Below are 26289 nucleotides of genomic sequence, written 5' to 3' on the forward strand. Positions count from 1 at the left end.
TTGTTCGGGATTTGATAATAAGAATAACTTATCTCGCTTCCCCCCAAGTTAATTCTATGAATTTCCGGTAGTTAGCAGCGAATTATCGTCAATTTAAGTCAATTGACGAACAGGAAGAACCGTGGCTAGATAAAAGACGATGTTATGCCCGTTGGGTGTAAGGGTACTTTCAAGACGATAAGGGTGTCAGGGTCAAATGAACGAACAATATTCCGCAATGCGAAGTAATGTCAGTATGCTCGGCAAACTGCTCGGGGATACGATAAAGGATGCACTGGGAGAGAACATCCTCGATCGGGTGGAAACCATCCGCAAACTCTCTAAGTCCTCCCGCGCAGGCAATGACACCGATCGTAAGGAACTGCTGAACACGCTGCAAAACCTGTCTAATGACGAGTTACTACCTGTTGCACGCGCGTTTAGCCAGTTCCTCAACCTGACCAACGTGGCAGAGCAGTATCAGACCATCTCCCGCAGCGGCGATGGCGCGAATAATCCGGAAATCCTGAAGAAGACCTTTGAGCGTCTGAAGCAGCAAAACGACATCAGCGAAAGTTCGATTCGCCAGGCGATCGAAGAACTGTCGCTGGAGCTGGTGCTGACCGCTCACCCAACGGAGATCACCCGACGTACGCTGATCCACATGCTGGGCGAAGTGAATAGCTGCCTGCAGCAACTCGACCACAGCGATCTCTCCGATTACGAGCGCACGCAAGTCATGCGTCGCCTGCGTCAGTTGGTCGCACAAGCCTGGCATACCGATGAAATCCGTAAGTATCGTCCAACACCGATTGATGAAGCCAAATGGGGCTTTGCCGTGGTCGAAAATAGCCTGTGGCAAGGCGTACCGGCATTCCTGCGCGAGCTGAACGAGCAGGTTGAAGAGACCTTTGGTATTAAGTTGCCCGTCGATTTCGTGCCGATTAAATTCACCTCGTGGATGGGCGGCGATCGCGACGGTAACCCGAACGTCACCGCACCTATCACACGCCATGCGATGCAGTTGAGCCGCTGGAAAGCCGCCGATCTGTTCCTGCGCGACGTGGGCGTGCTGATTTCTGAACTGTCGATGTCCGAATGCAGCGATGAAGTACGCGAGTTGTGCGGCGATCCAGAAGCGCTGGAACCGTACCGCATGATTCTGAAGCGCATCCGTGGCCAGCTGATGACCACGCAAGCTTATTTAGGCCGTCGTTTGAAAGGCGAGCGCCTGCCGCGCCCTGCCGATCTACTGGTCTCGAACGATCAACTGTGGCAACCGCTGTTCGCCATCTATCAATCTCTGCAACAGTGCGGCATGGGCATCATCGCCAATGGCCAGTTGCTGGATACGCTGCGCCGCGTGAAGTGCTTTGGCGTGCCGCTGGTGCGTATTGATATCCGCCAGGAGAGCACCCGTCACACCGAAGCGATTGCCGAAGTGACGCGCTATCTGGGGCTGGGTGACTACGAAAGCTGGTCAGAAGCCGACAAACAGGCGTTCCTGATCCGTGAACTGAACTCCAAACGTCCGCTGCTGCCGCATCAATGGGAGCCGGGCGACAACACCCGCGAAGTGCTGGATACCTGTAAAGTGGTGGCTGAAGCGCCGCAAGGTTCCATCGCCTCTTACGTGATTTCGATGGCGAAAACGCCGTCGGACGTGCTGGCGGTGCACTTGCTGTTAAAAGAAGCCGGTATTCCTTACGCGATGCCGGTAGCGCCACTGTTCGAAACCCTCGACGATTTGAACAACGCCAATGACGTCATGACGCAGTTGCTGAATATCGATTGGTATCGCGGTTTCATCAACGGCAAACAGATGGTGATGATTGGTTATTCCGATTCGGCGAAAGATGCCGGCGTGATGGCCGCCAGCTGGGCGCAGTACGAAGCACAGGATGCGTTGATCAAGACCTGTGAGAAAGCCGGCATCACGCTGACGCTGTTCCACGGACGCGGCGGTTCCATCGGCCGTGGCGGCGCACCGGCACACGCAGCACTGCTGTCGCAACCGCCGGGCAGCCTGAAAGGCGGCCTGCGTGTGACCGAACAAGGCGAGATGATTCGCTTCAAATATGGTTTGCCAGAAGTCACCATCGCCAGCCTGTCGCTGTATACCGGTGCGATTCTGGAAGCCAACCTGATGCCACCGCCCGAGCCTAAGCGCGAGTGGAAAGAGATCATGAACGGTTTGTCAGCCCATTCCTGCGCCATGTATCGCGGCTATGTGCGTGAAAACCCGGACTTCGTACCGTATTTCCGTTCGGCCACGCCAGAGCAAGAGCTGGGTAAACTGCCACTCGGTTCACGTCCGGCGAAGCGTCGTCCTACCGGCGGCGTGGAATCACTGCGTGCGATTCCGTGGATCTTCGCCTGGACGCAGAACCGTTTGATGCTGCCAGCCTGGCTCGGTGCCGGTGCGGCGCTGCAGAAGGCGATGGACGAAGGTCATCAGGATCAGCTGGAAGCGATGTGTAGCCAATGGCCGTTCTTCGCCACCCGTCTGGGCATGCTGGAGATGGTGTTCTCGAAAGCTGACCTGTGGCTGGCGGAGTATTACGATCAGCGTCTGGTTGATAAATCACTGTGGCCGCTGGGTCTGCAGTTGCGCGATCAGCTGGCTGCGGATATCAAAGCCGTGTTGACCATCGCCAACGATGCGCATTTGATGGCTGACCAGCCATGGATCGCCGAGTCTATCGCGCTGCGTAACGTTTACACCGATCCGCTCAACGTGTTGCAGGCTGAACTGCTGCATCGTGCACGTGCGCAGGAAGAGCGTGGTGATGAGCCGGATGCGCGTGTTGAACAAGCGCTGATGGTGACGATTGCGGGTGTGGCAGCGGGTATGCGTAATACCGGCTAATTGCGGTATGCGCTAATCATGAAGGGGCCAATGTGCCCCTTTTTTAATGGGCGGTGCGCGTCGCGGGAAGAAGCGGCAATTACGTAAAGCCGCTGTCTCGTCCCTGATCGCTCGGCGTGCGCCATCCATGGCGCCCAACGCTTTACTCCATTTGCCGCCTCTTCCCGCTGGGTAACATGGTGCCAATGAAAAGAGGGCACATTGGCCCCCTCATAATTCTATTTAATAAAATCAGTTCGTTAAGGTCGGACGCACACCCAGCGTGTGACAGATGGCGTAACTCAATTCTGCGCGGTTCAGCGTGTAGAAGTGGAAATCCTTCACCCCTTCGCGTGACAGGATTTTCACCATGTCCATGGCGATATTGGCGCCGACCATTTTGCGGGTTTCTGGATCGTCATCCAGTCCGGCAAACATCGCGTTCATCCAGCCCGGCACGCGCACGTTGGTCATGGTGGCAAAGCGCTGCAGCTGCTTAAAGTTCGATACCGGCAAAATGCCCGGCACAATTTCGACATCAATGCCTGCGGCGACACAGCGATCGCGAAAACGCAGGTAACTCTCAACATCAAAGAAGAATTGCGTGATGGCGCGATTGGCACCGTTATCGACTTTACGCTTCAGGTTAATCAAATCTGCCTGTGCACTTTTCGCTTCGGGATGCACTTCTGGATAAGCCGCCACGGAGATATCAAAATCGCCCACTTCTTTTAGTAATGCGACCAAATCAGCACCGTACATCTCAGGCTTGCCGCTGCCCGGAGGCAAATCGCCGCGCAGGGCCACGATGTGACGGATACCGTTATCCCAGTAATCGCGCGCGATGGTGCGTAACTCATCACGCGTGGCATCAATGCAGGTCAGATGAGGAGCCGCTTCCAGGCCGGTGCGCTCTTTAATGCCTTTAATGATGCTGTGCGTACGGTCGCGTTCGCCAGAGTTCGCACCGTAGGTGACAGAGAGGAATTTCGGTTTCAGGATGCTCAGTCGATCAATCGAACTCCACAAGGTTTCTTCCATTTCACTGGTGCGAGGCGGGAAAAATTCAAAAGAGACATTAATTTGCCCGTTCAGCTCAGCCAGGCTTTGGTTCAACGCTTCGCGCTGATTGGCGTGAAAGAAACTCATCCAGATTACCTCGTCGTCACATATCGATTAACTTGCGGCCTGCGAACATCCATACGTTTAGACGTCCAGATGCACAAAATGAACCATTAGCGCGTTAGCGTCAACTTAAAATTAATGTACAGGCGTGACAAATATTCAATCAAGTTGAAAGAGTTTCATGTTCGCGGAGAGGGTGAAAAGCGCAGACGGCGGGCACCGTCTGCGTTGCAAGGCAGACTACAGCAGTTGTGCGAGGCGATTGATATCCGATTGTAACGCACCAGCTGTCACATCACGGCCGGCGCCCGGCCCGCGGATCACCAGCGGATTATCACGATACCAGCGGCTTTCGATGGCAAACACGTTATCGCACGGCAGCAGTGAAGCCAGCGGGTGTTCCGGACGCACCGCTTCCACCCCCACACGGGCCTTTCCGTTGGCATCGAAACGTGCCACATAGCGCAGCACCAGGCCCATCTCCTGCGCCGCTTCAAAGCGTTGCAGCATTTGGTCATTCAACTCGTCGGCATTCTCGAAGAAGTGGTCAATCGATTCTTCTTCGCAATCCGACGGCACCAGCGATTCAACACGCACCTGATCCGGCTCGATGTCATAACCGGCTTCACGCGCCAGGATGACCAGCTTGCGCATCACATCCTGCCCCGACAGATCTACGCGCGGATCGGGTTCGGTGAGACCTTGCTGCCAGGCCTGATCCACCAGCTCACTGAACGGCACGGTGCCATCAAATTGCAGGAACAGCCAGGACAGCGTGCCGGAGAAAATACCACTGATGGCCAGAATGCTGTCGCCGCTTTCGCGCAGATCGCGCACCGTATGGTTCACCGGTAATCCTGCGCCTACCGTGGCGTTATATAGCCAGTGACGACCGGTTTTGGCGAACGCATCACGAATCTGCCGCCAACTCTGGCTGCTGGATGCGCCTGCGACTTTGTTCGCGCTAATGACATGGAAACCGTGGCTGGCAAAATCAAGATATTGCTGTGCCAGCGGTGCGCTGGCGGTGACGTCCAGCACCACTAAATCATCGAACGGATGGGCGCGCATCCACAGGAACAGCGACTCTTCATCGCGTTCTTCGGCTTCGTCATCAAAAAAGGCGAGCGCACGGCTGGCTTCCAGACCTTCGTAGCTCAGCAAACTACGACTGCTATCCGCCACGCCTGCCAGCACATACTCAAAGCCGGTACGCGCCGATAAGCCTTCCTGCTCGCGGGCAAACAACTCCAGCCAGCGTGAGCCGATATTGCCTTTACCAAACAGCATCAGACCGATGCGCTTTTCCGCGCGGAACAATGATTGGTGCAGCCCCTGAATCAGGTGCTGCGTCGGTCCTACGCGCAGTACGGCAACAATACTGATGTGATCTTCTGACTGCCAGACAAACTCAACCGGCTGGTCTTTGATCTGTTGCCAGAAACGATGGCTATGGAGCGGGTTACGCGTCACGCCTGCGCCGACCAACGCCACCAACGCTAAGCCATCGCGCAGTTGCAGATGACCCGGCAGCGCAGCGTCCTGCAACAAATTGAATGCGCTGTTCACCACTTCGGAGGTGTAGCAGAGTTGCAGCAAACGGCGATCGGGATGGACACCCATCGCCAGCGGACGCAGTTGCGCACGCTTCAGCAGCAGATCGATCTCTTTCTGCTGCGTTTTGAAATCGTGGTTTTCTGGGATGTGAATCTCTACCAGGCACACATCGTCGTGGCTGGTGACAATACGCGCGCCGGTACCGGAAGCCAGTACGCGCTCAATGCGCGTTGAGCCCTGCTCAGGTTGATAGCTGCAACGCAACTGCAGATCGATATCGCTATTCGACACGGGCTGCAGCGTACGTGTATGCAATACCGGTGCGGCCAGACGCGCCAGCTCGCTGGCCTCATCTAAGCGCAGTAAAGGCAGCAAGCAGGCGTCGGACACTTTACGCGGATCGGCGCTATAGACACCGGCCACATCGCTCCAGATGGTGACACGGTTTACGCCTGCCAGCGCACCGATCTGCGTGGCTGAGTAGTCCGAACCATTGCGACCCAGTAACACCGTTTCGCCGGCGTCGCTGCGGCTGATAAAGCCGGTTACCACCAAACGCTTATGAGGATGCTGAGCCAGCAGCGCCTGTAGCAATGGCCAGGACTTGCCTTCATCGACCTGTGGCTGCGCAGCACGTTCGGCACGCAGAAAGTCACGCGCGTCCAGCCATGCAGACTCGATATCACGCTGGCTCAGCACTGCCGCCATCAAGCGTGCCGACCAGATTTCACCGTGCCCCACCACTTCGGCATACACCGCATCGGTGATAGCGCCGTCAAGCAGTGCCGCCAGACGTTCTAAATCGCGAATAAAGGCAGCGGTCAGCGTTTCAGCAAATTCAACAGGCAACAGCGCAGCGATCAGTTCGCCGTGAAAACGGCGTAAAGCTTGTTGCACCTGATGGGCAGATAAGCGATCGCTCTGGCTCAGTTTAAGCCAGCTAATCAGCTGGTTGGTGGTGCTGCCTGCGGCAGAGACCACCATTAAATCGCCTGGCTGGCTGTAATCCGCCATGATGCTGGCGACACGTTGATAACAACGTGCATCCGCCAGGCTACTGCCACCAAATTTATGCAACTGCTTGTTCGGCGTTCCCGCGCCTGCTGAACTTGTCATGCTTACTCCTCGGCTGCGATCCGGAATGCATTATCCAGATCGGCGATTAAATCTTCGTGATCTTCAATTCCGACAGAAATACGCAGTAGCGTTTCTGAAATACCCGCTGCCGCGCGCGCTTCCGCAGACATGCCGGCATGCGTCATAGTCGCAGTATGCGAAATCAGGCTCTCCACGCCACCCAGGGATTCCGCCAGCGTGAATAACTGCAGCGCTTTCAGGAAGCGGCGCAGACGCGCTTCATCAGCGTCAAGTTCAAAGCTGAGCATCGCACCAAAGCCACGTTGTTGACGCACCGCGTACTCATGTCCGGCATTTTCCGGCAGAGACGGATGATACAGTTTTTTCACCAGCGGTTGTTGCTTCAGGTAATCAACAATCGCCAGCGCATTACGCTGCGCTGCCGCCATACGCGGCGCCAGCGTGCGCAGACCGCGCAACAGCAGGTAGCTATCAAACGCTGCGCCGGTTACACCAATATTATTCGCCCACCAGGCAAGATCCGTGGCCATCGCCGGATCTTTAGAAATCACCGCTCCGGCCACCACATCCGAGTGACCATTCAGGTATTTGGTGCAAGAGTGGATAACCAGATCGGCTCCCAGCGCCAGCGGATTTTGCAATGCCGGACTCAGGAAGGTGTTATCCACTACACTGATCGCACCCGCTGCACGCGCCGCCTGGCAAATGCCGGCGATATCTACCACGCGCAGCAGCGGATTGCTTGGGCTCTCCACCAACACGAGTTTGGGTTTCTCGGCCAGCGCGGCTGCCAGCGCGGCTTTGTCACCCTGATCGACAAATTTCACGCGATAAGCACCGCGTTTGCTCAGGCTGTCGAACAGGCGATAGCTGCCGCCGTAGCAGTCATGTGGGGCAACCAGCAGATCGCCCGGCTTCAGGAACACGGTGGTCACCAGATGAATCGCTGACATCCCGGTATTGGTTAATACCGCGCCCGCACCGCCTTCCAGTTCTGCCAGCGCGCGTTGTACCACATCACGCGTGGGGTTACCGCGACGTGAGTAGTCATGTGCACGCGGTTCATTAAAGTCGAGGAAGTTGTAGGTGCTGGAGAGGTGAATCGGTGGGACAACGCAGCCATATTGCTCGTCATCATTCAAACCGCTGCGTACTGCGATGGTTGCCTGTTTACGCGTCATGGTGCTTACTGTTCCTGAAGTGTAATAAGAAGTGGCAACAGGATAACATTCAGCGCATAGACGTCAATACATCTGGACATCTAAATGTCTTTGCGTATAGATTGAGCAAATCATCAATACCCGCTAAAATTACGCGTCATCGCCTGGTGTTCAGCGCGCTTTCCTGTGAAAAGCGATGCGTAAGCATAAAACCGGCAGTTTAAGCGGTCAGGCATCGAAAAATCGGGCATAATCAACGGATTTCCCCATATTCAACTTTTATTGATTAAGGTAACCCATGGCTGAATGGAACGGCGAATATATCAGCCCTTACGCTGAACACGGCAAGAAGAGCGAGCAGGTTAAGAAGATTACAGTTTCTATCCCGCTGAAAGTGCTGAAAATTTTAACGGATGAACGCACGCGCCGTCAGGTGAATAACCTGCGTCATGCCACAAATAGCGAATTGCTGTGCGAAGCCTTTTTGCATGCTTTCACCGGGCAGCCGCTGCCAAATGATGTCGATTTGCGCAAAGAACGTAGCGATGAGATTCCGGAAGAAGCTAAGCAGATTATGCGTGAGATGGGCATCGATCCCGACACCTGGGAATACTGAGTCCAGAAACAAAAAAACCCAGCCAAGGCTGGGTTTTTTCTTGCTGCCGAATCCGAAGATTCGATGGCAAATAATCTTATTTCTTGCTGCCTGGGATGCTGAAACGCTTGTTGAAGCGATCAACACGACCACCAGAATCAACAACACGCTGCTTACCAGTGTAGAACGGGTGGCATTTGCCGCACACGTCCAGGTTCAGGGTACCAGTCATGGTTGAACGGGTGTTGATCACGTTGCCGCAAGAGCAGGTGATGGTCACAGCTTCGTATTTCGGGTGAATACCTTGTTTCATGGGAGAACCTCATAAAAGGCCGTGTCGCTCTCCGTGCCAGGCGAACCTGCACAGCACCACACGCGGTTAATAATTAAGTGTATCTTTGACAAGTCATCTCATCAAAGGCGGCATAGTATACAGAAATTGACCGCACCAGGCAAATATCAGCTGTTTATTCTCTGAGCCACTGGGAGGCAGTGAACGTCCTCATTCCACTCCATCTGATGGAAAGAGCGTGCGCAGCCAATGTGTCTATGCGCTGTGGCGGTGGCGGTGGCGGTGGCGGTGGCGGTGGCGGTGGCGTGAAGTATGACGAGGGTTGCATCAGCGTGTACACTACTTCTCCTTATTACAGTACCGGATAGAGATCGACATGCCCGTAGTTCAGGTTGCCCTGCCCGTTCCGCTGCCTCGCCTGTTTGACTACCTTCTGCCCGCCGATGCGGCGCAGCCGGTGGTGGGCGCGCGCGTCAGCGTGCCGTTTGGCAATCGTAAAATGATCGGCATCGTGGTGGCTGTAAAGGAAACCAGCGACCTGCCTCTGACTCAGCTCAAACCGCTGGAGAGCGTGCTGGACGATCAAAGCCTGTTTTCACCGGCGCTGTGGCGCATCCTTAACTGGGCCGCCAGCTATTACCATTCGCCGCTCGGCGAGGTGCTCAACCATGCTCTACCTGTGCTGCTGCGTCAGGGCAAACCGGCGCAGGAAACGCCGTTGTGGCAGTGGGTGGTCAACGACGCCGGACGCGAAGTGGCCATGGAAAGCCTGAAGCGTGCACCCAAGCAGCAGCAAGCTTTAGCGGCACTGCGCCAGCAACCTCTCTATCGCCATCAGGTCAGTGAACAGGATCTGACTGACGCCGCGCTGCAATCATTGCGTGCCAAAGGTCTGTGCGATCTGCGTGAACACGCACCGCAGATGCACGACTGGCGCACCACCTTTGCAGTGAAGGGCGATCGCCTGCGTCTCAATACCGATCAGGCGATGGCCGTCGGCGCGATGCGCAGCGAAGATGATCATTATGCAGCGTGGTTGCTGGCAGGCATTACCGGTTCGGGCAAAACCGAAGTCTATCTCAGCGTGCTAGAGAATGTGCTGGCGCGCGGCAAACAGGCGCTGGTACTGGTGCCGGAAATCGGCCTGACACCGCAAACTATTGCACGCTTCCGTGAACGCTTCGATGCGCCGATCGATGTGCTGCACTCGGCACTCAATGACAGTGAGCGTCTTGCGGTATGGCTGCGTGCGCGCAGTGGCGAAACCGCGATTATCATCGGTACGCGTTCCGCGCTGTTCACACCGCTGGCGCGTCCGGGGGTAATCATTATTGATGAAGAACACGACAGTTCGTACAAGCAGCAGGAAGGCTGGCGCTATCAGGCGCGCGATCTGGCAGTGTTTCGCGCTCACGAAGAAGATATCCCGATTGTGATGGGTTCTGCCACACCGGCGCTGGAAACGCTGCACAATGTGCGCGTCGGCAAGTATCGACAGCTCAATCTTACCAAACGCGCGGGCAACGCCAAACCGGCACTGCAACAGCTAATCGACCTTAAAGGCCAGCAGCTTAAGGGTGGGCTCGCGCCCGCATTGCTGGGCAAAATGCGCCAGCACCTGCAGGCCGATAATCAGGTATTGCTGTTCCTCAACCGCCGCGGATTCTCGCCTGCATTGATGTGCCACGACTGCGGGTGGCTGGCAGAGTGTCAACGCTGCGACAGCTATTACACGCTGCATCAGCATCATCGTCAGCTGCGCTGCCACCACTGCGACAGCCAGCGCCCGCTGCCCAATCAATGTCCGGGTTGCGGTTCCACACACCTGATGCCGGTCGGCGTCGGTACAGAGCAGCTTGAGCAGCAGCTCAGCACACTCTTTCCCGGCGTACCGGTGTCGCGCATTGATCGCGATACCACCAGCCGCAAAGGTGCACTGGAGCAGCATCTGGCGGATGTGCATCGCGGCGGTGCCCGCATTCTGGTTGGCACACAGATGCTGGCAAAAGGGCACCATTTCCCCGACGTGACGCTGGTTTCCCTGCTGGATGTCGATGGCGCCTTATTCTCCGCCGATTTCCGCGCCGCCGAACGCTTTGCTCAACTCTATACCCAGGTGGCCGGGCGCGCCGGGCGCGCCGGTAAACAGGGTGAAGTACTGCTGCAGACGCACCATCCCGAGCATCCGCTGTTGCAAACGTTGCTGCATCGTGGCTATTTCGCCTTTGCCGAGGAAACCTTGCTGGAGCGCCAATCGGTTCAGCTGCCGCCGTGGACCAGCCACGCGCTGTTCCGCGCGGAAGACATGGACAATGCGCAGGCCGCGGAATTCCTCACACAGCTGCGCAATTTACTCGAAGCCAGCCCGCTGAAAGATGAGGCCATGTGGTTAATGGGGCCGGTTCCGGCACTGGCACCGAAACGTAGTGGGCGCTGGCGCTGGCAACTGTTGCTACAGCATCCTTCGCGTAAACGCCTGCAACAGCTGCTGAGCAGTTCGCTGCCGCTAATCTCCACCCTGCCCGCCGCGCGCAAAACCAAATGGACACTGGATATCGACCCCACCGAGAGTTAGGCCGCATCACATCTGCGAGCCAGATCGAAAAAAGTCGCACAAGTCACAATTTTTATGCAAATTAAGTAACAACCTCACCCGACGTTGGGTTATCAATAGTGCCCATCCCGGCTGAAGCCCGGCAATGTCTGAAAATCAATGCGCTGTACCGCGTCAGGAGTTATACGTTGGACCAGAAGCAACCTTCATCTGCTGCTACCATGAAAGATGTGGCCGAGAAAGCCGGCGTCTCTACCGCCACGGTTTCTCGCGCGCTGATGAACCCGGAAAAAGTCTCGGCTGCCACCCGGCAGAAAGTAGAACAAGCGGTGATTGATGTCGGCTATGCGCCACACGGGCTGGCGCGCAATGCCAAACGCGGCGAAACGCAAACCATATTGGTAATAGTGCCGGACATCTGCGATCCCTTCTTTAGTGAAATCATCCGTGGCGTCGAAGTCACCGCGGCGCAGGAAGGCTATCTGGTGTTGATTGGCGACTGCGCACATCAGGATCAGCAGGAAAAAACCTTCCTCAACCTGATGTTGACGCGCCAAATCGACGGCATGGTGCTGCTGGGTTCACAACTGCCGTTCGATGCAGGAATTGAAGATCAGCGTAACCTGCCGCCGATGGTGATGGGCAACGAATTCGCCCCGGAAATGGCTCTGCCTACCGTGCATATTGATAACCTGACGGCGGCATTTGAAGCTGTCAATCATCTGCTGCAACTCGGTCATCGCCAGATTGCCTGCATTACCGGGCCGGAACATATCCCGCTCAGCCAGTATCGTTTACAAGGCTACATTCAGGCTCTGCGCCGCAGCAGTATCGCCATTGATCCCACGATGATTGTGCACGGTGATTTCACCTTCGAAGCTGGTGCCAGTGCGCTGAAACAGTTGATGAGCTTACCGCAGCCGCCGAAAGCCATTTTCTGCCACAGCGACTTGATGGCATTGGGTGCAATGAATCAGGCACGAAAGCTGGGCATGCGCATTCCGCAGGATCTTTCCGTGGTGGGATTTGACGATATCGAACTGGCGCAGTATTACGATCCCCCACTCACCACCGTTGCACAGCCGCGATTTGCCATTGGTCGCGAAGCGATGCTGCTGCTGCTGGATGAACTGCAGGGCAAACGCGTCAACAACGGCTCACGTTTACTCGACGCGGAATTACGCGTGCGCGGAAGCACCGCACCCGCCACAAAAACGGGAAAAATGGTCTAGGCTTCACTGCATTTTCAGCGGATTCTGAAGGCAGACTCTGCTGGTCAAAGTTCCAGCCCTTGAGTAACATGACGCATTCGTTGCCGGGCAATTAACAGAACTTTTACACCCGTCTTAATTTAGGGTTTCGCCCATTGGCATTTTTTTGAAGGGTATCAGAACGAAAGTGGCACAGAGAGATTATGTAGGCCGCGGGCGTTCAACAGGGACGCGTCGCAAAAAACCCGCTGCAGGCCGCAGTAAGAAAAGCAAAGGCGGCTCCGGCACGTCAAAGTTGATGATCGTACTGGCCGTGGCCGTGCTGGTCACCTTTGCCGGTGGTTTATGGTTCATCTCTCATCATAAAAAAGAAGAGACTGAGGTCATTCCGAATCATAAAGCCAACGGCAACGGCCTTCCGCCAAAGCCGGAAGAGCGCTGGAAATACATCAAAGAGCTGGAAAATCGCCAAATCACCGTGCCGACGCCGACTGAACCGTCTGCTGGTGGTGGTGTGCAATCACAAACACAGCTGACGGATGAGCAGCGCCAATTGCTGGAACAGATGCAGGCTGATATGCGCCAGCAACCGACGCAGCTCAACGAAGTGCCGTGGAACGAACAAACTCCGGCACAGCGTCAGCAAACTCTGCAACGTCAGCAGCAGGTGCAAGTGCAGCAACAACAGATGCAGCGCCAGCAGCAACAGTTACAACAGCAACAGCGCCAACAGCAGTTGCAGCAACAGCAGGCGACGCGTCAACAACAACAGCCAGCGCCGATAACGCGTGAACCAGTGCAACAGCCGAAACCGCAGGAAACGGCAAAAGCGAAACCGGAAGAGAAAGCCGCTTCGCAGCGCTGGATGGTGCAGTGTGGCTCGTTCAAAGGCACTGACCAGGCGGAGTCAGTACGCGCAGGTCTGGCTTTTGAAGGTTTCGAGAGTCGTATCACCACCAGCGGTGGCTGGAATCGTGTGGTAATCGGGCCGTTTAAAGATCGCAGCAGCGCTGACAGCACGGTCAAACGCTTACACAGCTCCGGACACGGAAGCTGCATTCCTCTCGCTTTACCTTAAGTCATTCGCCTCGCGGTAAGTGCGTGAATCCCCTGAGCTTGCATCAGTAAGTTACAGGGGTGAACGCACCTCACTAATGCACTTGCCCTTTCAAGTAAGACAAATCTCGGGGTTGAAACCCTCCAAACCTACCCCATATCTGGTTGCATGATACTTCGCGCTCTGTGCGCGAAGTTACTTATCCACTGCAACAAGGGGTCTGCCCGTGACAACAATAGTAAGTGTACGACGCAACGGCCGAGTCGTGATTGGCGGTGATGGCCAGGCTACGCTCGGCAATACCGTGATGAAAGGCAACGTGAAGAAAGTGCGTCGTCTCTACAATGACAAAGTGATCGCTGGTTTTGCTGGCGGCACCGCAGATGCCTTCACCCTGTTTGAACTGTTCGAGCGCAAGCTGGAAATGCATCAAGGCCACCTGGTGAAAGCCGCGGTCGAACTGGCGAAAGACTGGCGTACCGATCGCATGCTGCGCCGTCTTGAAGCGCTGCTGGCGGTAGCTGATGAGAACTCCTCACTGATCATCAGCGGTAACGGAGACGTGATCCAGCCAGAAAATGATCTGATTGCTATCGGTTCTGGTGGGCCTTACGCCCAGGCAGCGGCTCGAGCCCTGCTGGAGAACACCGACATTGGTGCGCACGATATCGTTGAGAAGGCGCTGAACATCGCTGGCGATATCTGCATTTACACCAACCACAACATCAACTTTGAAGAATTACCGTCTAAGGCTAAGGACTAAACATCATGTCTGAGATGACTCCCCGCGAGATTGTCAGCGAGCTTAACCGCTTTATCATCGGCCAGGACGGCGCAAAGAAGGCCGTGGCAATTGCACTGCGTAACCGCTGGCGCCGCATGCAGCTCGACGAAGAGCTGCGTCATGAAGTGACGCCAAAAAACATCCTGATGATTGGCCCGACTGGTGTCGGTAAAACCGAAATCGCGCGTCGTCTGGCAAAACTCGCCAACGCGCCTTTCATCAAAGTCGAAGCCACGAAATTCACCGAAGTGGGTTACGTGGGGAAAGAAGTCGACTCGATTATTCGCGATCTGACCGACTCTGCCATCAAAATGGTGCGCAGCCAGGCCATCGAGAAAAACAAATACCGCGCCGAAGAGATGGCGGAAGAGCGCATTCTTGATGTGCTGATCCCACCAGCGAAAAATAACTGGGGCCAGGCTGAGCACACTGCCGAACCTTCTGCGGCCCGTCAGTCTTTCCGCAAGAAACTGCGTGAAGGCCAGCTGGATGATAAAGAGATTGAGATCAATCTGGCCGCATCCGCAGCCGGTGTTGAAATCATGGCGCCTCCAGGCATGGAAGAGATGACCAGCCAACTGCAGTCGATGTTCCAGAACCTTGGCGGCCAGAAGCAGAAAGCGCGCAAGCTGAAGATCAAAGAAGCCATGAAGCTGCTGATTGAAGAAGAAGCGGCAAAACTGGTGAATCCAGAAGAACTGAAGCAAGACGCTATCGAAGCCGTTGAGCAGCACGGTATCGTGTTCATTGATGAAATCGATAAGATCTGTAAGCGCGGCGGCCAGAATGCGGGCGGCCCGGATGTATCACGCGAAGGTGTACAGCGCGACCTGCTGCCACTGGTGGAAGGCTGCACCGTGTCCACCAAGCACGGCATGGTGAAAACTGATCACATTCTGTTTATCGCTTCAGGCGCGTTCCAGGTCGCCAGCCCGTCAGATCTGATTCCAGAACTGCAGGGTCGCTTGCCGATTCGTGTAGAGCTGCAGGCGCTGACCGTGAATGATTTCGAACGTATTCTGACGGAGCCAAACGCTTCTGTGACCGTACAGTACAAAGCGCTGATGGGCACTGAAGGCGTGAACGTTGATTTCACCGAAGACGGCATCCGTCGCATCGCCGAAGCCGCATGGCAGGTGAACGAAACGACTGAAAACATCGGTGCGCGTCGTCTGCACACCGTGCTTGAGCGTCTGATGGAAGACATTTCCTATGACGCCAGCGATCGCAACGGCGAATCCATCACCATCGATGCTGATTACGTTGGCAAACACCTGGACGAACTGGTGGCCGACGAAGATCTCAGCCGCTTTATTCTGTAAGGGTTACATCGTTATCCGCTGCCCGGCCACTGTGCCGGGCATTTTTTTACGCAGGATATTGATGCAGCGCTTTTTTTAGCGGGTGATGATTTTGCCAACAATCGTCAGATAGCGATATACTTACCGCTCCTGTGGCAAACAGACGATACCCTCATGAAATACGATACTTCCGAACTCTGTGACATCTACCATGAAGAAGTGAACGTGGTTGAACCGCTCTTTTCCAATTTTGGCGGACGCACCTCATTCGGTGGGCAAATTACCACAGTGAAATGTTTCGAAGACAACGGCCTGCTTTACGATCTGCTGGAAGAGAATGGCCGGGGTCGCGTGTTAGTGATTGATGGCGGCGGCTCGGTACGTCGTGCTCTGGTTGATGCGCAACTGGCGCGTCTGGCAGCGCAAAATGAGTGGGAAGGCCTTGTGATTTACGGCTCAGTGCGTCAGGTGGACGATCTGGAAGAGCTGGAAATTGGTATTCAGGCGATTGCCGCGATTCCGGTCGGTGCGGCGGGCGAAGGGATTGGCGAAAGTGACGTGCGCGTTAACTTTGGCGGCGTAACCTTCTTCTCTGGAGACCATCTTTATGCCGATAACACCGGCATCATTCTGTCGGAAGACGCCCTCGATATCGAGTAAGCCTCAACAAAAACGGGTGCCGCAGCACCCGTCATGGGTTTAAGCATAGACGCTTAAACCTCTTCCATTTTTCCCAACAGTGCACGCAGACGCTCCTGCCACACGTGCTGTTCTTCTTTCAGATGCTGGTTTTCACGCACCAGTGCATCCTGGTTGCCGGAAGCCTGGCTGGCTTCGTTACGCAGCGTATTATTCTGATCTTTCAGCTCTTCAATTTCCATCTGCAGCAGGGTGATGGTATCAATCGCCTGCTGTACTTTCGCTTCCAGTTTCTCGAACACTTCAAATGACATCTTTATGACCTCTCCTAAATCTCTTGCAAGGCGTTGATGGTGCTGGGACTGCCTTGTTATGGTGCGTCCAGCCACGATGTCCCGATTGTATGTAGCCACACCCCGCAAGTCCAGCGACACAAGGCCTGCACGGGCAGTCTGTAACACTTTTCAGTTAATGCTTAAAAAAACGCTCACGATCGCGCATTTTTGCGCGCGGTCACGATATTGGACTTAAGTAAAGCAGGGTTAATGGCCCTTAAAGAAAGGTAAAAGACGCGAAAACGCGCATTTTTATGACGGAGTACACATATTTCGATTTCGCTATTTCTCGTTTATGCTCGTTAACGATAAATTCACATCAGCCCTACATAAGAGCTGGGTGACTCATGGATTGAGAACAAAAACTGATAAAATTTAACCTCGCTTCAGGAATGCCATTATGAGTCAGACAACGAACACACTAAAAGGTCAATGCATCGCCGAGTTTCTCGGTACCGGTTTGATCATCTTTTTTGGTGCAGGCTGTGTTGCTGCATTAAAACTGGCTGGTGCCGCATTCGGTCAGTGGGAAATCTGTATTATCTGGGGTCTTGCTGTCTCCATGGCCGTGTATCTCAGTGCGGGCGTATCCGGCGCGCATTTAAATCCAGCGGTAACGGTCGCGCTGTGCCTGTTTGCTAACTTTGAAGGCCGCAAAGTGCTGCCTTACATCCTGGCGCAGGTTGCCGGTGCCTTCTGTGCGGCGGCGCTGGTTTATGGCCTCTACTACAATTTGTTCTTTGATTATGAAGCCAGCCATCAAATGGTGCGAGGCAGCGTGCAGAGCCTCGATCTGGCCGGTATCTTCTCAACCTACCCTAACCCGCACATCAGTGTCGGTCAGGCGTTCCTGGTTGAGATGGTGATTACGGCGGTACTGATGGCGGTGATCATGGCGCTGACTGATGACGGCAACGGCGTACCACGTGGTCCACTGGCTCCGCTGTTAATTGGTCTGCTGGTTGCCGTGATTGGTGGTTCAATGGGCCCGCTCACCGGCTTCGCACTTAACCCGGCGCGTGACTTCGGTCCTAAACTGTTCGCCTTCATCGCAGGTTGGGGTGATGTGGCCTTCACCGGCGGCAAAGATATTCCTTACTTCCTGGTTCCGATTTTTGGCCCACTGGTGGGTGCTTGCCTCGGAGCCTTCGGTTACCGTTCACTGATTGGCCGTAACCTGCCGGTCAACGTGGCGGAAGCCAGCAAAACAGAAAAACCGGTCGCACGCGCTGAGCAGCGTAAAGCGTAAGTTTCATCGTTAATCATCAGGAAAATAAAATGACTACGACTGATAAAAAATACATTCTCGCGCTCGATCAGGGCACGACCAGCTCGCGTGCCGTGGTACTCGATCATGACGCGAACATCGTCGCCGTCTCGCAGCGCGAATTCACCCAGATTTACCCGAAAGCGGGCTGGGTAGAACACGACCCAATGGACATCTGGGCGTCACAAAGCTCAACGCTGGTCGAAGTGCTGGCCCATGCCGACATCCGTTCTGATGAGATTGCCGCGATTGGTATCACCAACCAACGTGAAACTGCCATCGTGTGGGATAAAGAGACCGGTAAGCCGATCTATAACGCCATCGTCTGGCAGGATCCACGTACAGCGGACTACTGTAACAAGCTAAAGAAAGAGGGTCTGGAAGAGTACATCCAGCATACCACCGGTCTGGTGATTAACCCTTACTTCTCAGGCACCAAAGTGAAGTGGATCCTCGACAACGTTGAAGGTGCGCGCGAGCGTGCAAAACGTGGCGAGCTGCTGTTTGGTACCGTTGATACCTGGCTGGTATGGAAAATGACCCAGGGGCGTGTGCACATCACCGACCACACCAACGCCTCTCGTACCATGATGTACAACATCCACAAGCTGGAGTGGGATGAGCGTATGCTGGAGATCCTCGATATTCCGCGCGAAATGCTGCCGGAAGTGAAAGGCTCTTCTGAAATCTACGGCCAGACCAACATCGGGGGTAAAGGCGGTACGCGTATTCCAATCGCGGGTATTGCAGGTGACCAACAGGCAGCCCTGTACGGCCAACTGTGCGTACAACCGGGTATGGCGAAAAACACCTACGGTACCGGCTGCTTCATGTTGATGAACACCGGCACCGAAGCCGTGACTTCAACGCACGGTCTGCTGACTACCATTGCTTGCGGCCCGCGTGGTGAAGTGAACTACGCACTGGAAGGTGCGGTGTTCATCGGCGGTGCCTCCATTCAGTGGCTGCGTGATGAGATGAAGCTGATCAGTGATTCAACGGACTCTGAATACTTCGCGCTGAAAGTGAAGGACACCAACGGCGTCTACATGGTGCCTGCGTTTACCGGTCTGGGTGCGCCTTACTGGGATCCGTATGCCCGTGGCGCCATCTTCGGTCTGACCCGTGGTGCCAACGCAAATCACATCATCCGTGCAACGCTGGAATCGATTGCTTATCAGACACGTGACGTCCTGGAAGCGATGCAGAACGATGCGGGCACCCGTCTGCAATCTCTGCGCGTGGACGGTGGTGCGGTCGCCAACAACTTCCTGATGCAGTTCCAGTCAGACATTCTCGGTACGCGCGTTGAGCGTCCGGAAGTACGTGAAGTGACCGCGCTGGGTGCAGCTTACCTTGCTGGCCTGGCGGTGGGCTTCTGGAGCGATCTGGAGGAAGTACGTGCGAAAGCGGTCGTTGAACGTGAGTTCCGCCCAAGCATCGAAACCACCGAACGCAACGTGCGCTATGCAGGCTGGAAGAAAGCCGTGGCGCGTGCGCAAGCGTGGGAAGACGCTGAGTAATACCTTTGACCCGCGGCACCCTGCCGCGGGTTTTTCTCCCCGCCCTGCTTTCCCCTCCGTGTTACACTGCCTGCCTGTTTTTTATCAGGTGCAACCATGAAACGAGAACTCGCGATTGAATTTTCCCGTGTGACCGAAGCCGCTGCATTAGCGGGCTATCACTGGTTAGGACGCGGCGATAAAAATGCGGCCGACGGTGCAGCCGTCCACGCTATGCGCATTATGCTCAATACCATTGATATCGACGGTCAGATTGTGATTGGCGAAGGCGAAATCGACGAAGCGCCGATGCTCTATATCGGTGAAAAAGTCGGTACCGGCCTTGGGGATGCGGTGGATATCGCTGTCGATCCTATCGAAGGCACACGCATGACGGCGATGGGTCAGGCCAACGCACTGGCAGTATTAGCCGTGGGCGATAAAGGTAGCTTCCTGCACGCACCTGATATGTACATGGAAAAACTGATTGTCGGGCCCGGCGCGCGCGGTGCTATCGATCTCAACCTGCCGCTCGAAGCCAATCTGAAGAACATCGCCATCGCTCTGGATAAACCCCTCAGCCAGCTGACCGTGTCGATTCTGGCTAAGCCGCGCCATGACGCGGTGATCGCTCAGCTCCAGCAGCTCGGCGTGCGTGTGTTTGCCTTCCCGGATGGTGATGTTGCGGCCTCGATTTTGACCTGCATGCCTGACAGCGAAGTGGATGTGCTTTACGGTATCGGCGGTGCGCCAGAAGGTGTGGTGTCCGCTGCAGTGATCCGTGCAATGGATGGCGACATGCAGGCTCGCCTATTGGCGCGCCACGACGTCAAAGGCGACAGTGAAGAGAACCGTCGTTTGGGCGAGCAGGAGCTGCAACGTTGTGCTGAGATGGGCATTAAAGCCGGGGAAATCCTGAAGCTGGAAGAGATGGCGCGTAACGATAACGTGATTTTCGCCGCCACCGGCATCACCACCGGTGACCTGCTGAAAGGCATTACGCGCAAAGGCAACATCGCTACCAGCGAAACCCTGCTGGTGCGCGGTAAATCACGCACCATCCGCCGCATCCAGTCGATCCATTATCTGGATCGTAAAGACGCGGCGCTGCATCAGTTTATCCTGTAATCGCCTGCTTGCCGCTCTCCGGATGACGTGAGAGCGGCCACCAGCACAGTAGCATCACCAGCGACGTGACAAACATCAGCATCCCGAGGCTCGACTGATCGTGCTGCGGCAGTAGCGCCGACAGCCAGGCAATTACGCCAGAGCCCAAATTCTGTATGCCACCAATCAGCGCACCCGCACTTCCCGCTAACCATGCATACGGCTCCATTGCGCCGGACGTTGCCAATGGGAACAGCATCCCGGCCCCAAAGAAGAACAGCGCGGCAGGCACCAGCAGTGTCCAGATATTCATGATGCCGAACCATGCCGGAATCCACATCAGCAGACCCGCCAGCAAGCAACTGTTCACGCCGTACCACATCAGCGTATGCCAGGACTTCTGCTCGCGTCCGGCAAACCACGCACCAAAAAAAGCGGCCGGGATCGGCAGGATAAACAAGATGCTGACCGTGATGCCATCCAGACCGAGCACGCCACCCATCAACACGCCACAGCTGGCTTCAAACACTGCGATGCCTGCCAATGCGCCCACCAGCAGCAGCAGATAGCGGACAAAATTCCCGTCGCTAAGCAAGGTGGCATAACGGCGCAGAAATGGTGTGGCAGGCGTATCCACGGGACGCGTTTCGGGTAGCCAGCGCGCCATGGAAGCTGTGACGCCGACGCACAGCAACAGCAGAAAGGCAAAACAAGCGTGCCAGCCAAACAGGTGCGTCAGTAGCGCGCCAATCACCGGTGCCAGCAGCGGGCTCACCAGAATTCCCATATTCAGCAGACTATTGGCCTGGCGCAGGGCGATACCGGAATAGAGATCGCGCGGCATAGTGCGTGCCATCACCCCCGCGACGCCAGTACCCAACCCCTGCACCGCGCTGCCCAGCACCAAAATCTGCAGTGATGGCGCAAACATGGCGATCAATGCCCCCACGGCAAAGATCGTCATACCGATAAGGATCACCGGACGACGGCCAAAGCTGTCTGACAACGGACCATAGATCAGTTGTGATCCACCATAGGTCATCAAATAAGCGGCCATGACCTGCTGCATGCTGCCACTGCGTACGTTCAGGGCTTCGGCCATGTTCGCCATCGCCGGCACATAGATGGTTTGCGCCATCTGTCCGACCGCCACCAGCACGATCAGCATGAATAACAGGAAGCGGTTTTGTGTTTTATTCTTCAACATGGAACAAAATGTCTGCCTGAGAAACAAAATAAAAGCAGCACTAAAAAAGGCTGCTGGCGATTAATGGCGGCAAAAATATCAGGATTGCGTGACAAATCGAGAGGTGAGCGCAAAGCGACTGACGCCGTGGTGTCAAGATTACGTACCGGGTCGTAACCCGACCGCTACAGTTGATGTGGAGTGCGCATGATTTGTCGCTGAGAGCCCTTTACTCTCCGCCGGGCTGGAAATCTGTGAGAGGGCTGACGATGATAGTGACACGCCTGAATAATCAATAATAAGGAGCGATCATGGCAGAGTGGATCAATGCGGAAGTGAAAGAAGTGAAAAACTGGACCGATGCACTGTTCAGCCTGCGCGTTACCGCGCCGATTGATACCTTTACCGCCGGGCAGTTTGCCAAGCTGGCGCTGGAAATTGATGGTGAACGCGTGCAACGCGCCTATTCATATGTGAATGCACCGCGCGATCCCTTACTGGAGTTCTATCTGGTCACGGTGCCAGAGGGTAAGCTCAGTCCACGTTTGCAGGCATTGCAGCCTGGCGATCAGGTGATGGTGACCAAAGAAGCCGCCGGATTCTTTGTACTCAATGAAATTCCCGACTGCAGCACGCTTTGGATGCTGGCCACTGGCACGGCGATCGGTCCTTATTTATCGATTCTGCAACAGGGCGAAGATCTGGAACGCTTTGATAACATTGTGCTGGTGCATGCGGCACGTTTCGCCGATGACCTGAGCTTCCTGCCGTTGATGCAGCAGCTGCAACAGCGTTATCAGGGCAAATTGCATATTCAGACGGTGGTGAGTCGCGAAGAGATCGCCGGTTCACTGCACGGTCGTGTACCGCAGCTCATTGAGAGCGGTGAACTTGAACGTGCGGTGGGTTTGCCGATGACCGCTGACACCAGCCACGTGATGCTGTGTGGTAACCCGCAAATGGTGCGCGATACCCAGCAATTGCTGAAAGATACGCGTGAGATGCGTAAACATTTCAAACGCAAACCCGGCCATATGACCAGCGAGCATTACTGGTAATCCGTGTGGTGTGAAGAATGTCAGACTTTTCCCTGTGCGGGTTTTGACTTTGGTCGGTAAAAACCGTTCTAATCGTGGGCTAAGTGAATGATTTAGGGCCGAAGCAATGAAGAACCTGCCAGTCGCGCTGCTCTTGAGCGTCGCGCTGACATTTCCCGCCTGGGCGGAGGATGCGACACCGCAGGATCGAAGCGATCACCTGCCTGCCGCCCCTTATCTATTGGCAGGTGCCCCCACCTTCGATATGACCATCGCGCAGTTCCGCGAGAAGTACAACGCAACGAATCCGGACCTGCCGTTGCAGGAATATCGTGCGATTGATAATCGAGACGATAAAAGCAACCTGACGCGCGCCGCCAGCAAGATCAATGAAACACTCTATGCTTCTACCGCGCTGGAGCAGGGCACCGGAAAAATCAAAACGCTGCAAATTACCTGGCTACCGGTTCCCGGCCCGGATATGAAAGCCGCGCAGGCACGTGCGATGGATTACATGACAGCATTATTGCGATTTTTTGTCCCAGGTTTATCGCCTGCAGATGGACGCAAAAAGCTTGATGCACTGCTCAGCGCAGGCAAAGGCGCACGCTATTTTGCCAGTACTGAAGGCGCATTGCGTTTTGTGGTCGCGGATAACGGTGACAAGGGATTAACCTTCGCGGTTGAGCCAATAAAACTGGCACTCGCGACCCCTTGATCACCGCGGCAAAAATGACGAAAAGCAAAGCCAGCGACACGTTTGATCTCTATACTGTCTGGCAGACATCGCTGCCCGATGGCAGCGCTATTTCATGAATCGCGTTATGCGGAGGAAAGAATGCGACATCCACTGGTTATGGGTAACTGGAAACTGAATGGCAGCAAGCACATGGCAGGCGAGCTGATTGAAGGTCTGCGCAAAGAGCTGTCTGGTGTTGAAGGTTGTGGCGTAGCAATTGCTCCACCCACTCTCTATCTTGACCTGGCAAAACACGCCGTCTCCGGCAGCCACATTGCACTGGGTGCACAGAACGTTGACGTTAACCTGTCTGGCGCATTCACCGGTGAAACCTCCGCAGAAATGCTGAAAGATGTCGGCGCGAAATACATCATCATCGGCCACTCTGAGCGTCGTACTTACCACAAAGAAAGCGACGAGTTCATCGCGAAGAAATTTGCTGTGCTGAAAGCAGCCGGCCTGGTGCCAGTCCTGTGCATCGGTGAAACCGATGCAGAGAACGAAGCGGGCAAGACTGAAGAAGTGTGCGCACGTCAGATCGACGCCGTGCTGGAAACTCAGGGTGCGGCTGCGTTCGAAGGCGTGGTTATCGCTTATGAGCCAGTCTGGGCGATCGGTACCGGCAAATCCGCTACACCTGCGCAGGCCCAGGCCGTGCACAAATTCATTCGTGACCATATCGCGAAGAAAGATGCGGCGATTGCTCAGCAGGTTATCATTCAGTACGGCGGTTCTGTTAACGACAAAAATGCCGCAGAACTGTTCACCCAGCCAGATATCGATGGCGCGCTGGTTGGCGGTGCTTCACTGAAAGCCGATGCGTTCGCAGTGATCGTGAAAGCAGCTGCAGCAGCGAAAAACGCCTAAGTTTTTCGGTGTGGAACAAGGCGGCTGATGAGCCGCCTTTTTTATTGCCAGAGATTCGTACTGAGACATGTAACTCATACACTGAGGAAGATGTGATGAAACAGTTCTGGAACCCCCCAGCGTGCTTATACGTTTCATTGAAGCTTTATATTGGAAGCCATGGTTAATGGTTCAAAATCTGGCATTGGTGGTCCTGCAACTCCTCCGCAGAACCGCTGTTTAGCATTAACCAGTTACGTTCCAGCGCCAGCAACGCTAAGCGCCCATCCGGTAATTCCGCCAGTGCCATCCCATATTTTCCCATCTCGCTGCGCGCATTAGGCACTTCAGTCGCCAGACGAATAAAGACACTTTGCTGCGCCAGTTCAGCCGTCGACAGTGTGCGAATCAAATAGCGATGTTTACGCAGCGTGGCTGGCTGCCACTGCTCGTTGAGCTTAGGGCTTAACGCATCAAGCCGCTGACGCACATCAGGACGCAGACAGGAGATATGGATGTGCAGTTGATTCTGTGTACGGCCATACTGCGCATTAATCGCCAGCGACAGCGCGCTATCGTCAATCAGTGCACCGCGTTTTTTGGCCAACAGACTGCGCTGCAGCCAGGCGGCGGCAAACAGATTGGGCGTGGTGGGTTCGAGAATAATCGGGCTTTCCATGCCAGTGATTTTTTCAATCGGCATCAGTAAATACTGCAGTGGACCGTTGAGGTCTTTCAGCGTGACATAACCCTGTGCCGTATTCACTTGCTGACAAGGGGCGGGATTGCCACTCTTCGCCAGATTGGGCACGCACTTTTCACTGATGATCTGCCAGAGGGCATTGGAGTTTTTCTGGAAATGGAAGGCGCTGACGATCAGTCCGACAATCAGCACCAGCAGTAAAACGGTTAGCAACTTCAGGGTGCGACGACTTCCCTGCATGGCCGAATTCCTCTGTTCATCACCTGCCAGCATCCTCGCCTGCCGTCTGGGCAATGTCACGGACTTTTACTGCTGTGTAATGCAAAACGGCCAGCATCAGGCTGACCGTTTCAGTTTGATGCGATGACGATTACGGTTTCATGACCTGATCGTAACTGCCACCATCAGCGAAGTGCGCTTTCTGCGCTTGCGTCCAGCCACCGAACTTGCTGTCGATAGTGAACAGTTTCACCGGCGCAAAGGTGCTGGCAAACTTTTTCGCGACTTCAGGATCGCGTGGACGATAAAAGTTTTCCGCTGCGATGGTCTGGCCTTCTGGTGAGTAGAGATACTTCAGGTAATCTTCGGCCACTTTACGCGTGCCCTGCTCATCCACCACCTTATCGACCACCGAAACGGTTGGTTCTGCCAGAATCGATTCGCTTGGCGTGACGATTTCGAACTTGTCTTTACCCAGCTTGTTCACTGCCAGATACGCTTCGTTTTCCCAGGCAATCAGCACATCGCCTATGCCACGTTCTACGAAGGTGTTGGTCGCGCCACGTGCACCCGAATCCTGCACTTCTACGTTCTTGAACAGCGCCTTCACATACGCCAGCGCTTTGGCCTGGTCACCGTTGTTTTGATCCAGTGCCCAGCCCCATGCGGCCAGATAGTTCCAGCGTGCGCCACCTGAGGTTTTCGGGTTCGGGGTGATCACCGATACGCCGGGTTTAATTAAATCGTTCCAGTCATGAATGCCCTTCGGGTTGCCCTTACGGACCAGGAACACGATGGTGGAAGTATAAGGGGCGGAGTTGTCTGGCAGACGCTTAATCCAGTTCTTATCGATCCGACCACGGTCAGCAATAGCATCCACGTCAGACTGCAGCGCCAGGGTCACGACATCAGCACGAATGCCGTTGATCACAGAGGTCGCCTGCTTCCCTGAACCGCCATGAGACTGACGGATCACCACATTGTCGCCCGTTTCCTGCTTGTAGTGTGCGCTAAACGCTTTGTTGTACTGCTCATACAGCTCACGCGTTGGATCGTAAGAAACGTTTAACAGCTGGATATCCTTTGCCAAAACACTGGTGGAAGCCAGTAACAGGGTGACACCAATACTCCACTTGTTCATTGCTTGC

General features: G+C 55.1%; 22 protein-coding genes. 14 read left to right on the plus strand and 8 right to left on the minus strand.

Annotated elements, in window-relative coordinates; all coding sequences use genetic code 11:
* Positions 1-196: 196 nt before the first annotated feature.
* Positions 197-2848 carry a phosphoenolpyruvate carboxylase gene (ppc, locus tag F3J37_RS20545; protein WP_045833619.1) on the plus strand — a complete coding sequence of 884 codons (2652 nt, stop codon included), beginning with the start codon at positions 197-199 and terminating at the stop codon, positions 2846-2848.
* Between the two features lie 231 nt (positions 2849-3079).
* Here ppc and metF read toward each other — a convergent pair whose 3' ends face one another.
* The 3 genes from metF to metB all read right to left on the minus strand — a co-directional run bounded on the left by metF (position 3080) and on the right by metB (position 7788).
* Positions 3080-3976 carry a methylenetetrahydrofolate reductase gene (gene metF, locus F3J37_RS20550; protein WP_166935412.1) on the minus strand — a complete coding sequence of 299 codons (897 nt, stop codon included), beginning with the start codon at positions 3974-3976 and terminating at the stop codon, positions 3080-3082.
* 216 nt (positions 3977-4192) lie between these two features.
* Positions 4193-6625 (minus strand): bifunctional aspartate kinase/homoserine dehydrogenase II, encoded by a 2433-nt coding sequence (locus tag F3J37_RS20555; RefSeq protein ID WP_166935414.1) that lies wholly within the window; start codon positions 6623-6625, stop codon positions 4193-4195.
* A 2-nt stretch (positions 6626-6627) separates the two neighbouring features.
* Positions 6628-7788 carry a cystathionine gamma-synthase gene (gene metB / locus F3J37_RS20560; RefSeq protein ID WP_045815698.1) on the minus strand — a complete coding sequence of 387 codons (1161 nt, stop codon included), beginning with the start codon at positions 7786-7788 and terminating at the stop codon, positions 6628-6630.
* 277 nt (positions 7789-8065) lie between these two features.
* Here metB and metJ point away from each other — a divergent pair, with 277 nt between their 5' ends.
* Entirely contained in the window at positions 8066-8383 is a 318-nt protein-coding gene (gene metJ, locus F3J37_RS20565; protein WP_034823729.1) for a met regulon transcriptional regulator MetJ, read from the plus strand.
* 76 nt (positions 8384-8459) lie between these two features.
* On the opposite strand, the gene rpmE is transcribed toward metJ, so the two are convergent.
* Positions 8460-8675 carry a 50S ribosomal protein L31 gene (gene rpmE / locus F3J37_RS20570; protein ID WP_021506837.1) on the minus strand — a complete coding sequence of 72 codons (216 nt, stop codon included), beginning with the start codon at positions 8673-8675 and terminating at the stop codon, positions 8460-8462.
* Between the two features lie 355 nt (positions 8676-9030).
* Between rpmE and priA the strand changes: the two genes are divergently transcribed.
* The 6 genes from priA to rraA all read left to right on the plus strand — a co-directional run bounded on the left by priA (position 9031) and on the right by rraA (position 16221).
* Entirely contained in the window at positions 9031-11229 is a 2199-nt protein-coding gene (gene priA / locus F3J37_RS20575; protein ID WP_166935416.1) for a primosomal protein N', read from the plus strand.
* Positions 11230-11396: 167 nt separating this feature from the next.
* A complete protein-coding gene (cytR, locus tag F3J37_RS20580) occupies positions 11397-12440 on the plus strand; it encodes a DNA-binding transcriptional regulator CytR (RefSeq protein WP_034823733.1) in 1044 nt (347 codons plus the stop codon).
* 166 nt (positions 12441-12606) lie between these two features.
* Positions 12607-13497 carry a cell division protein FtsN gene (gene ftsN, locus F3J37_RS20585; RefSeq protein WP_166935418.1) on the plus strand — a complete coding sequence of 297 codons (891 nt, stop codon included), beginning with the start codon at positions 12607-12609 and terminating at the stop codon, positions 13495-13497.
* Between the two features lie 205 nt (positions 13498-13702).
* On the plus strand, positions 13703-14239 hold the full coding sequence (gene hslV / locus F3J37_RS20590; RefSeq protein ID WP_071845580.1) for an ATP-dependent protease subunit HslV: 537 nt from the start codon (positions 13703-13705) through the stop codon (positions 14237-14239).
* 5 nt (positions 14240-14244) lie between these two features.
* Positions 14245-15582: an ATP-dependent protease ATPase subunit HslU gene (hslU, locus tag F3J37_RS20595; RefSeq protein ID WP_166935420.1), complete on the plus strand. Its 1338-nt coding sequence runs from the start codon at positions 14245-14247 to the stop codon at positions 15580-15582.
* A 153-nt stretch (positions 15583-15735) separates the two neighbouring features.
* Positions 15736-16221, plus strand: coding sequence for a ribonuclease E activity regulator RraA (rraA, locus tag F3J37_RS20600; RefSeq protein ID WP_034823742.1), 486 nt, complete (start codon positions 15736-15738; stop codon positions 16219-16221).
* A gap of 53 nt (positions 16222-16274) precedes the next feature.
* Here rraA and zapB read toward each other — a convergent pair whose 3' ends face one another.
* Complete coding sequence (gene zapB, locus F3J37_RS20605) at positions 16275-16514, minus strand: cell division protein ZapB (protein ID WP_034823745.1); 240 nt, start codon at positions 16512-16514, stop codon at positions 16275-16277.
* A gap of 421 nt (positions 16515-16935) precedes the next feature.
* Here zapB and F3J37_RS20610 point away from each other — a divergent pair, with 421 nt between their 5' ends.
* The 3 genes from F3J37_RS20610 to glpX all read left to right on the plus strand — a co-directional run bounded on the left by F3J37_RS20610 (position 16936) and on the right by glpX (position 20432).
* Positions 16936-17784: an MIP/aquaporin family protein gene (locus F3J37_RS20610; protein WP_034823747.1), complete on the plus strand. Its 849-nt coding sequence runs from the start codon at positions 16936-16938 to the stop codon at positions 17782-17784.
* A gap of 29 nt (positions 17785-17813) precedes the next feature.
* Positions 17814-19325 carry a glycerol kinase GlpK gene (glpK, locus tag F3J37_RS20615; RefSeq protein WP_058960112.1) on the plus strand — a complete coding sequence of 504 codons (1512 nt, stop codon included), beginning with the start codon at positions 17814-17816 and terminating at the stop codon, positions 19323-19325.
* A 96-nt stretch (positions 19326-19421) separates the two neighbouring features.
* Positions 19422-20432, plus strand: a complete 1011-nt coding sequence (gene glpX, locus F3J37_RS20620; RefSeq protein WP_166935422.1) for a class II fructose-bisphosphatase — start codon at positions 19422-19424, stop codon at positions 20430-20432.
* Here the strand turns inward: glpX and emrD are convergent.
* The gene (gene emrD / locus F3J37_RS20625) at positions 20422-21618 is read right to left on the minus strand and encodes a multidrug efflux MFS transporter EmrD (RefSeq protein WP_034823753.1); all 1197 of its coding nucleotides are present in this window, start codon (positions 21616-21618) and stop codon (positions 20422-20424) included. The two genes, glpX and emrD, sit on opposite strands and share 11 nt — an antisense overlap.
* A 290-nt stretch (positions 21619-21908) precedes the next feature.
* Between emrD and fpr the strand changes: the two genes are divergently transcribed.
* The 3 genes from fpr to tpiA all read left to right on the plus strand — a co-directional run bounded on the left by fpr (position 21909) and on the right by tpiA (position 24240).
* Entirely contained in the window at positions 21909-22655 is a 747-nt protein-coding gene (gene fpr / locus F3J37_RS20630; RefSeq protein ID WP_160868991.1) for a ferredoxin--NADP(+) reductase, read from the plus strand.
* Between the two features lie 106 nt (positions 22656-22761).
* The gene (locus F3J37_RS20635; RefSeq protein WP_034823757.1) at positions 22762-23352 is read left to right on the plus strand and encodes a YiiQ family protein; all 591 of its coding nucleotides are present in this window, start codon (positions 22762-22764) and stop codon (positions 23350-23352) included.
* Positions 23353-23472: 120 nt separating this feature from the next.
* Positions 23473-24240 carry a triose-phosphate isomerase gene (gene tpiA, locus F3J37_RS20640; RefSeq protein ID WP_166935424.1) on the plus strand — a complete coding sequence of 256 codons (768 nt, stop codon included), beginning with the start codon at positions 23473-23475 and terminating at the stop codon, positions 24238-24240.
* Between the two features lie 163 nt (positions 24241-24403).
* Here the strand turns inward: tpiA and F3J37_RS20645 are convergent, their stop codons facing one another.
* Both F3J37_RS20645 and F3J37_RS20650 read right to left on the minus strand, forming a co-directional pair.
* Positions 24404-25162 (minus strand): CDP-diacylglycerol diphosphatase, encoded by a 759-nt coding sequence (locus tag F3J37_RS20645; protein WP_166935426.1) that lies wholly within the window; start codon positions 25160-25162, stop codon positions 24404-24406.
* A gap of 130 nt (positions 25163-25292) precedes the next feature.
* A complete protein-coding gene (locus F3J37_RS20650) occupies positions 25293-26282 on the minus strand; it encodes a sulfate ABC transporter substrate-binding protein (RefSeq protein ID WP_034823765.1) in 990 nt (329 codons plus the stop codon).
* Positions 26283-26289 lie beyond the last annotated feature (7 nt).

Source organism: Candidatus Pantoea communis (assembly GCF_011752685.1).
Taxonomy (GTDB): Bacteria; Pseudomonadota; Gammaproteobacteria; order Enterobacterales; family Enterobacteriaceae; genus Pantoea; species Pantoea communis.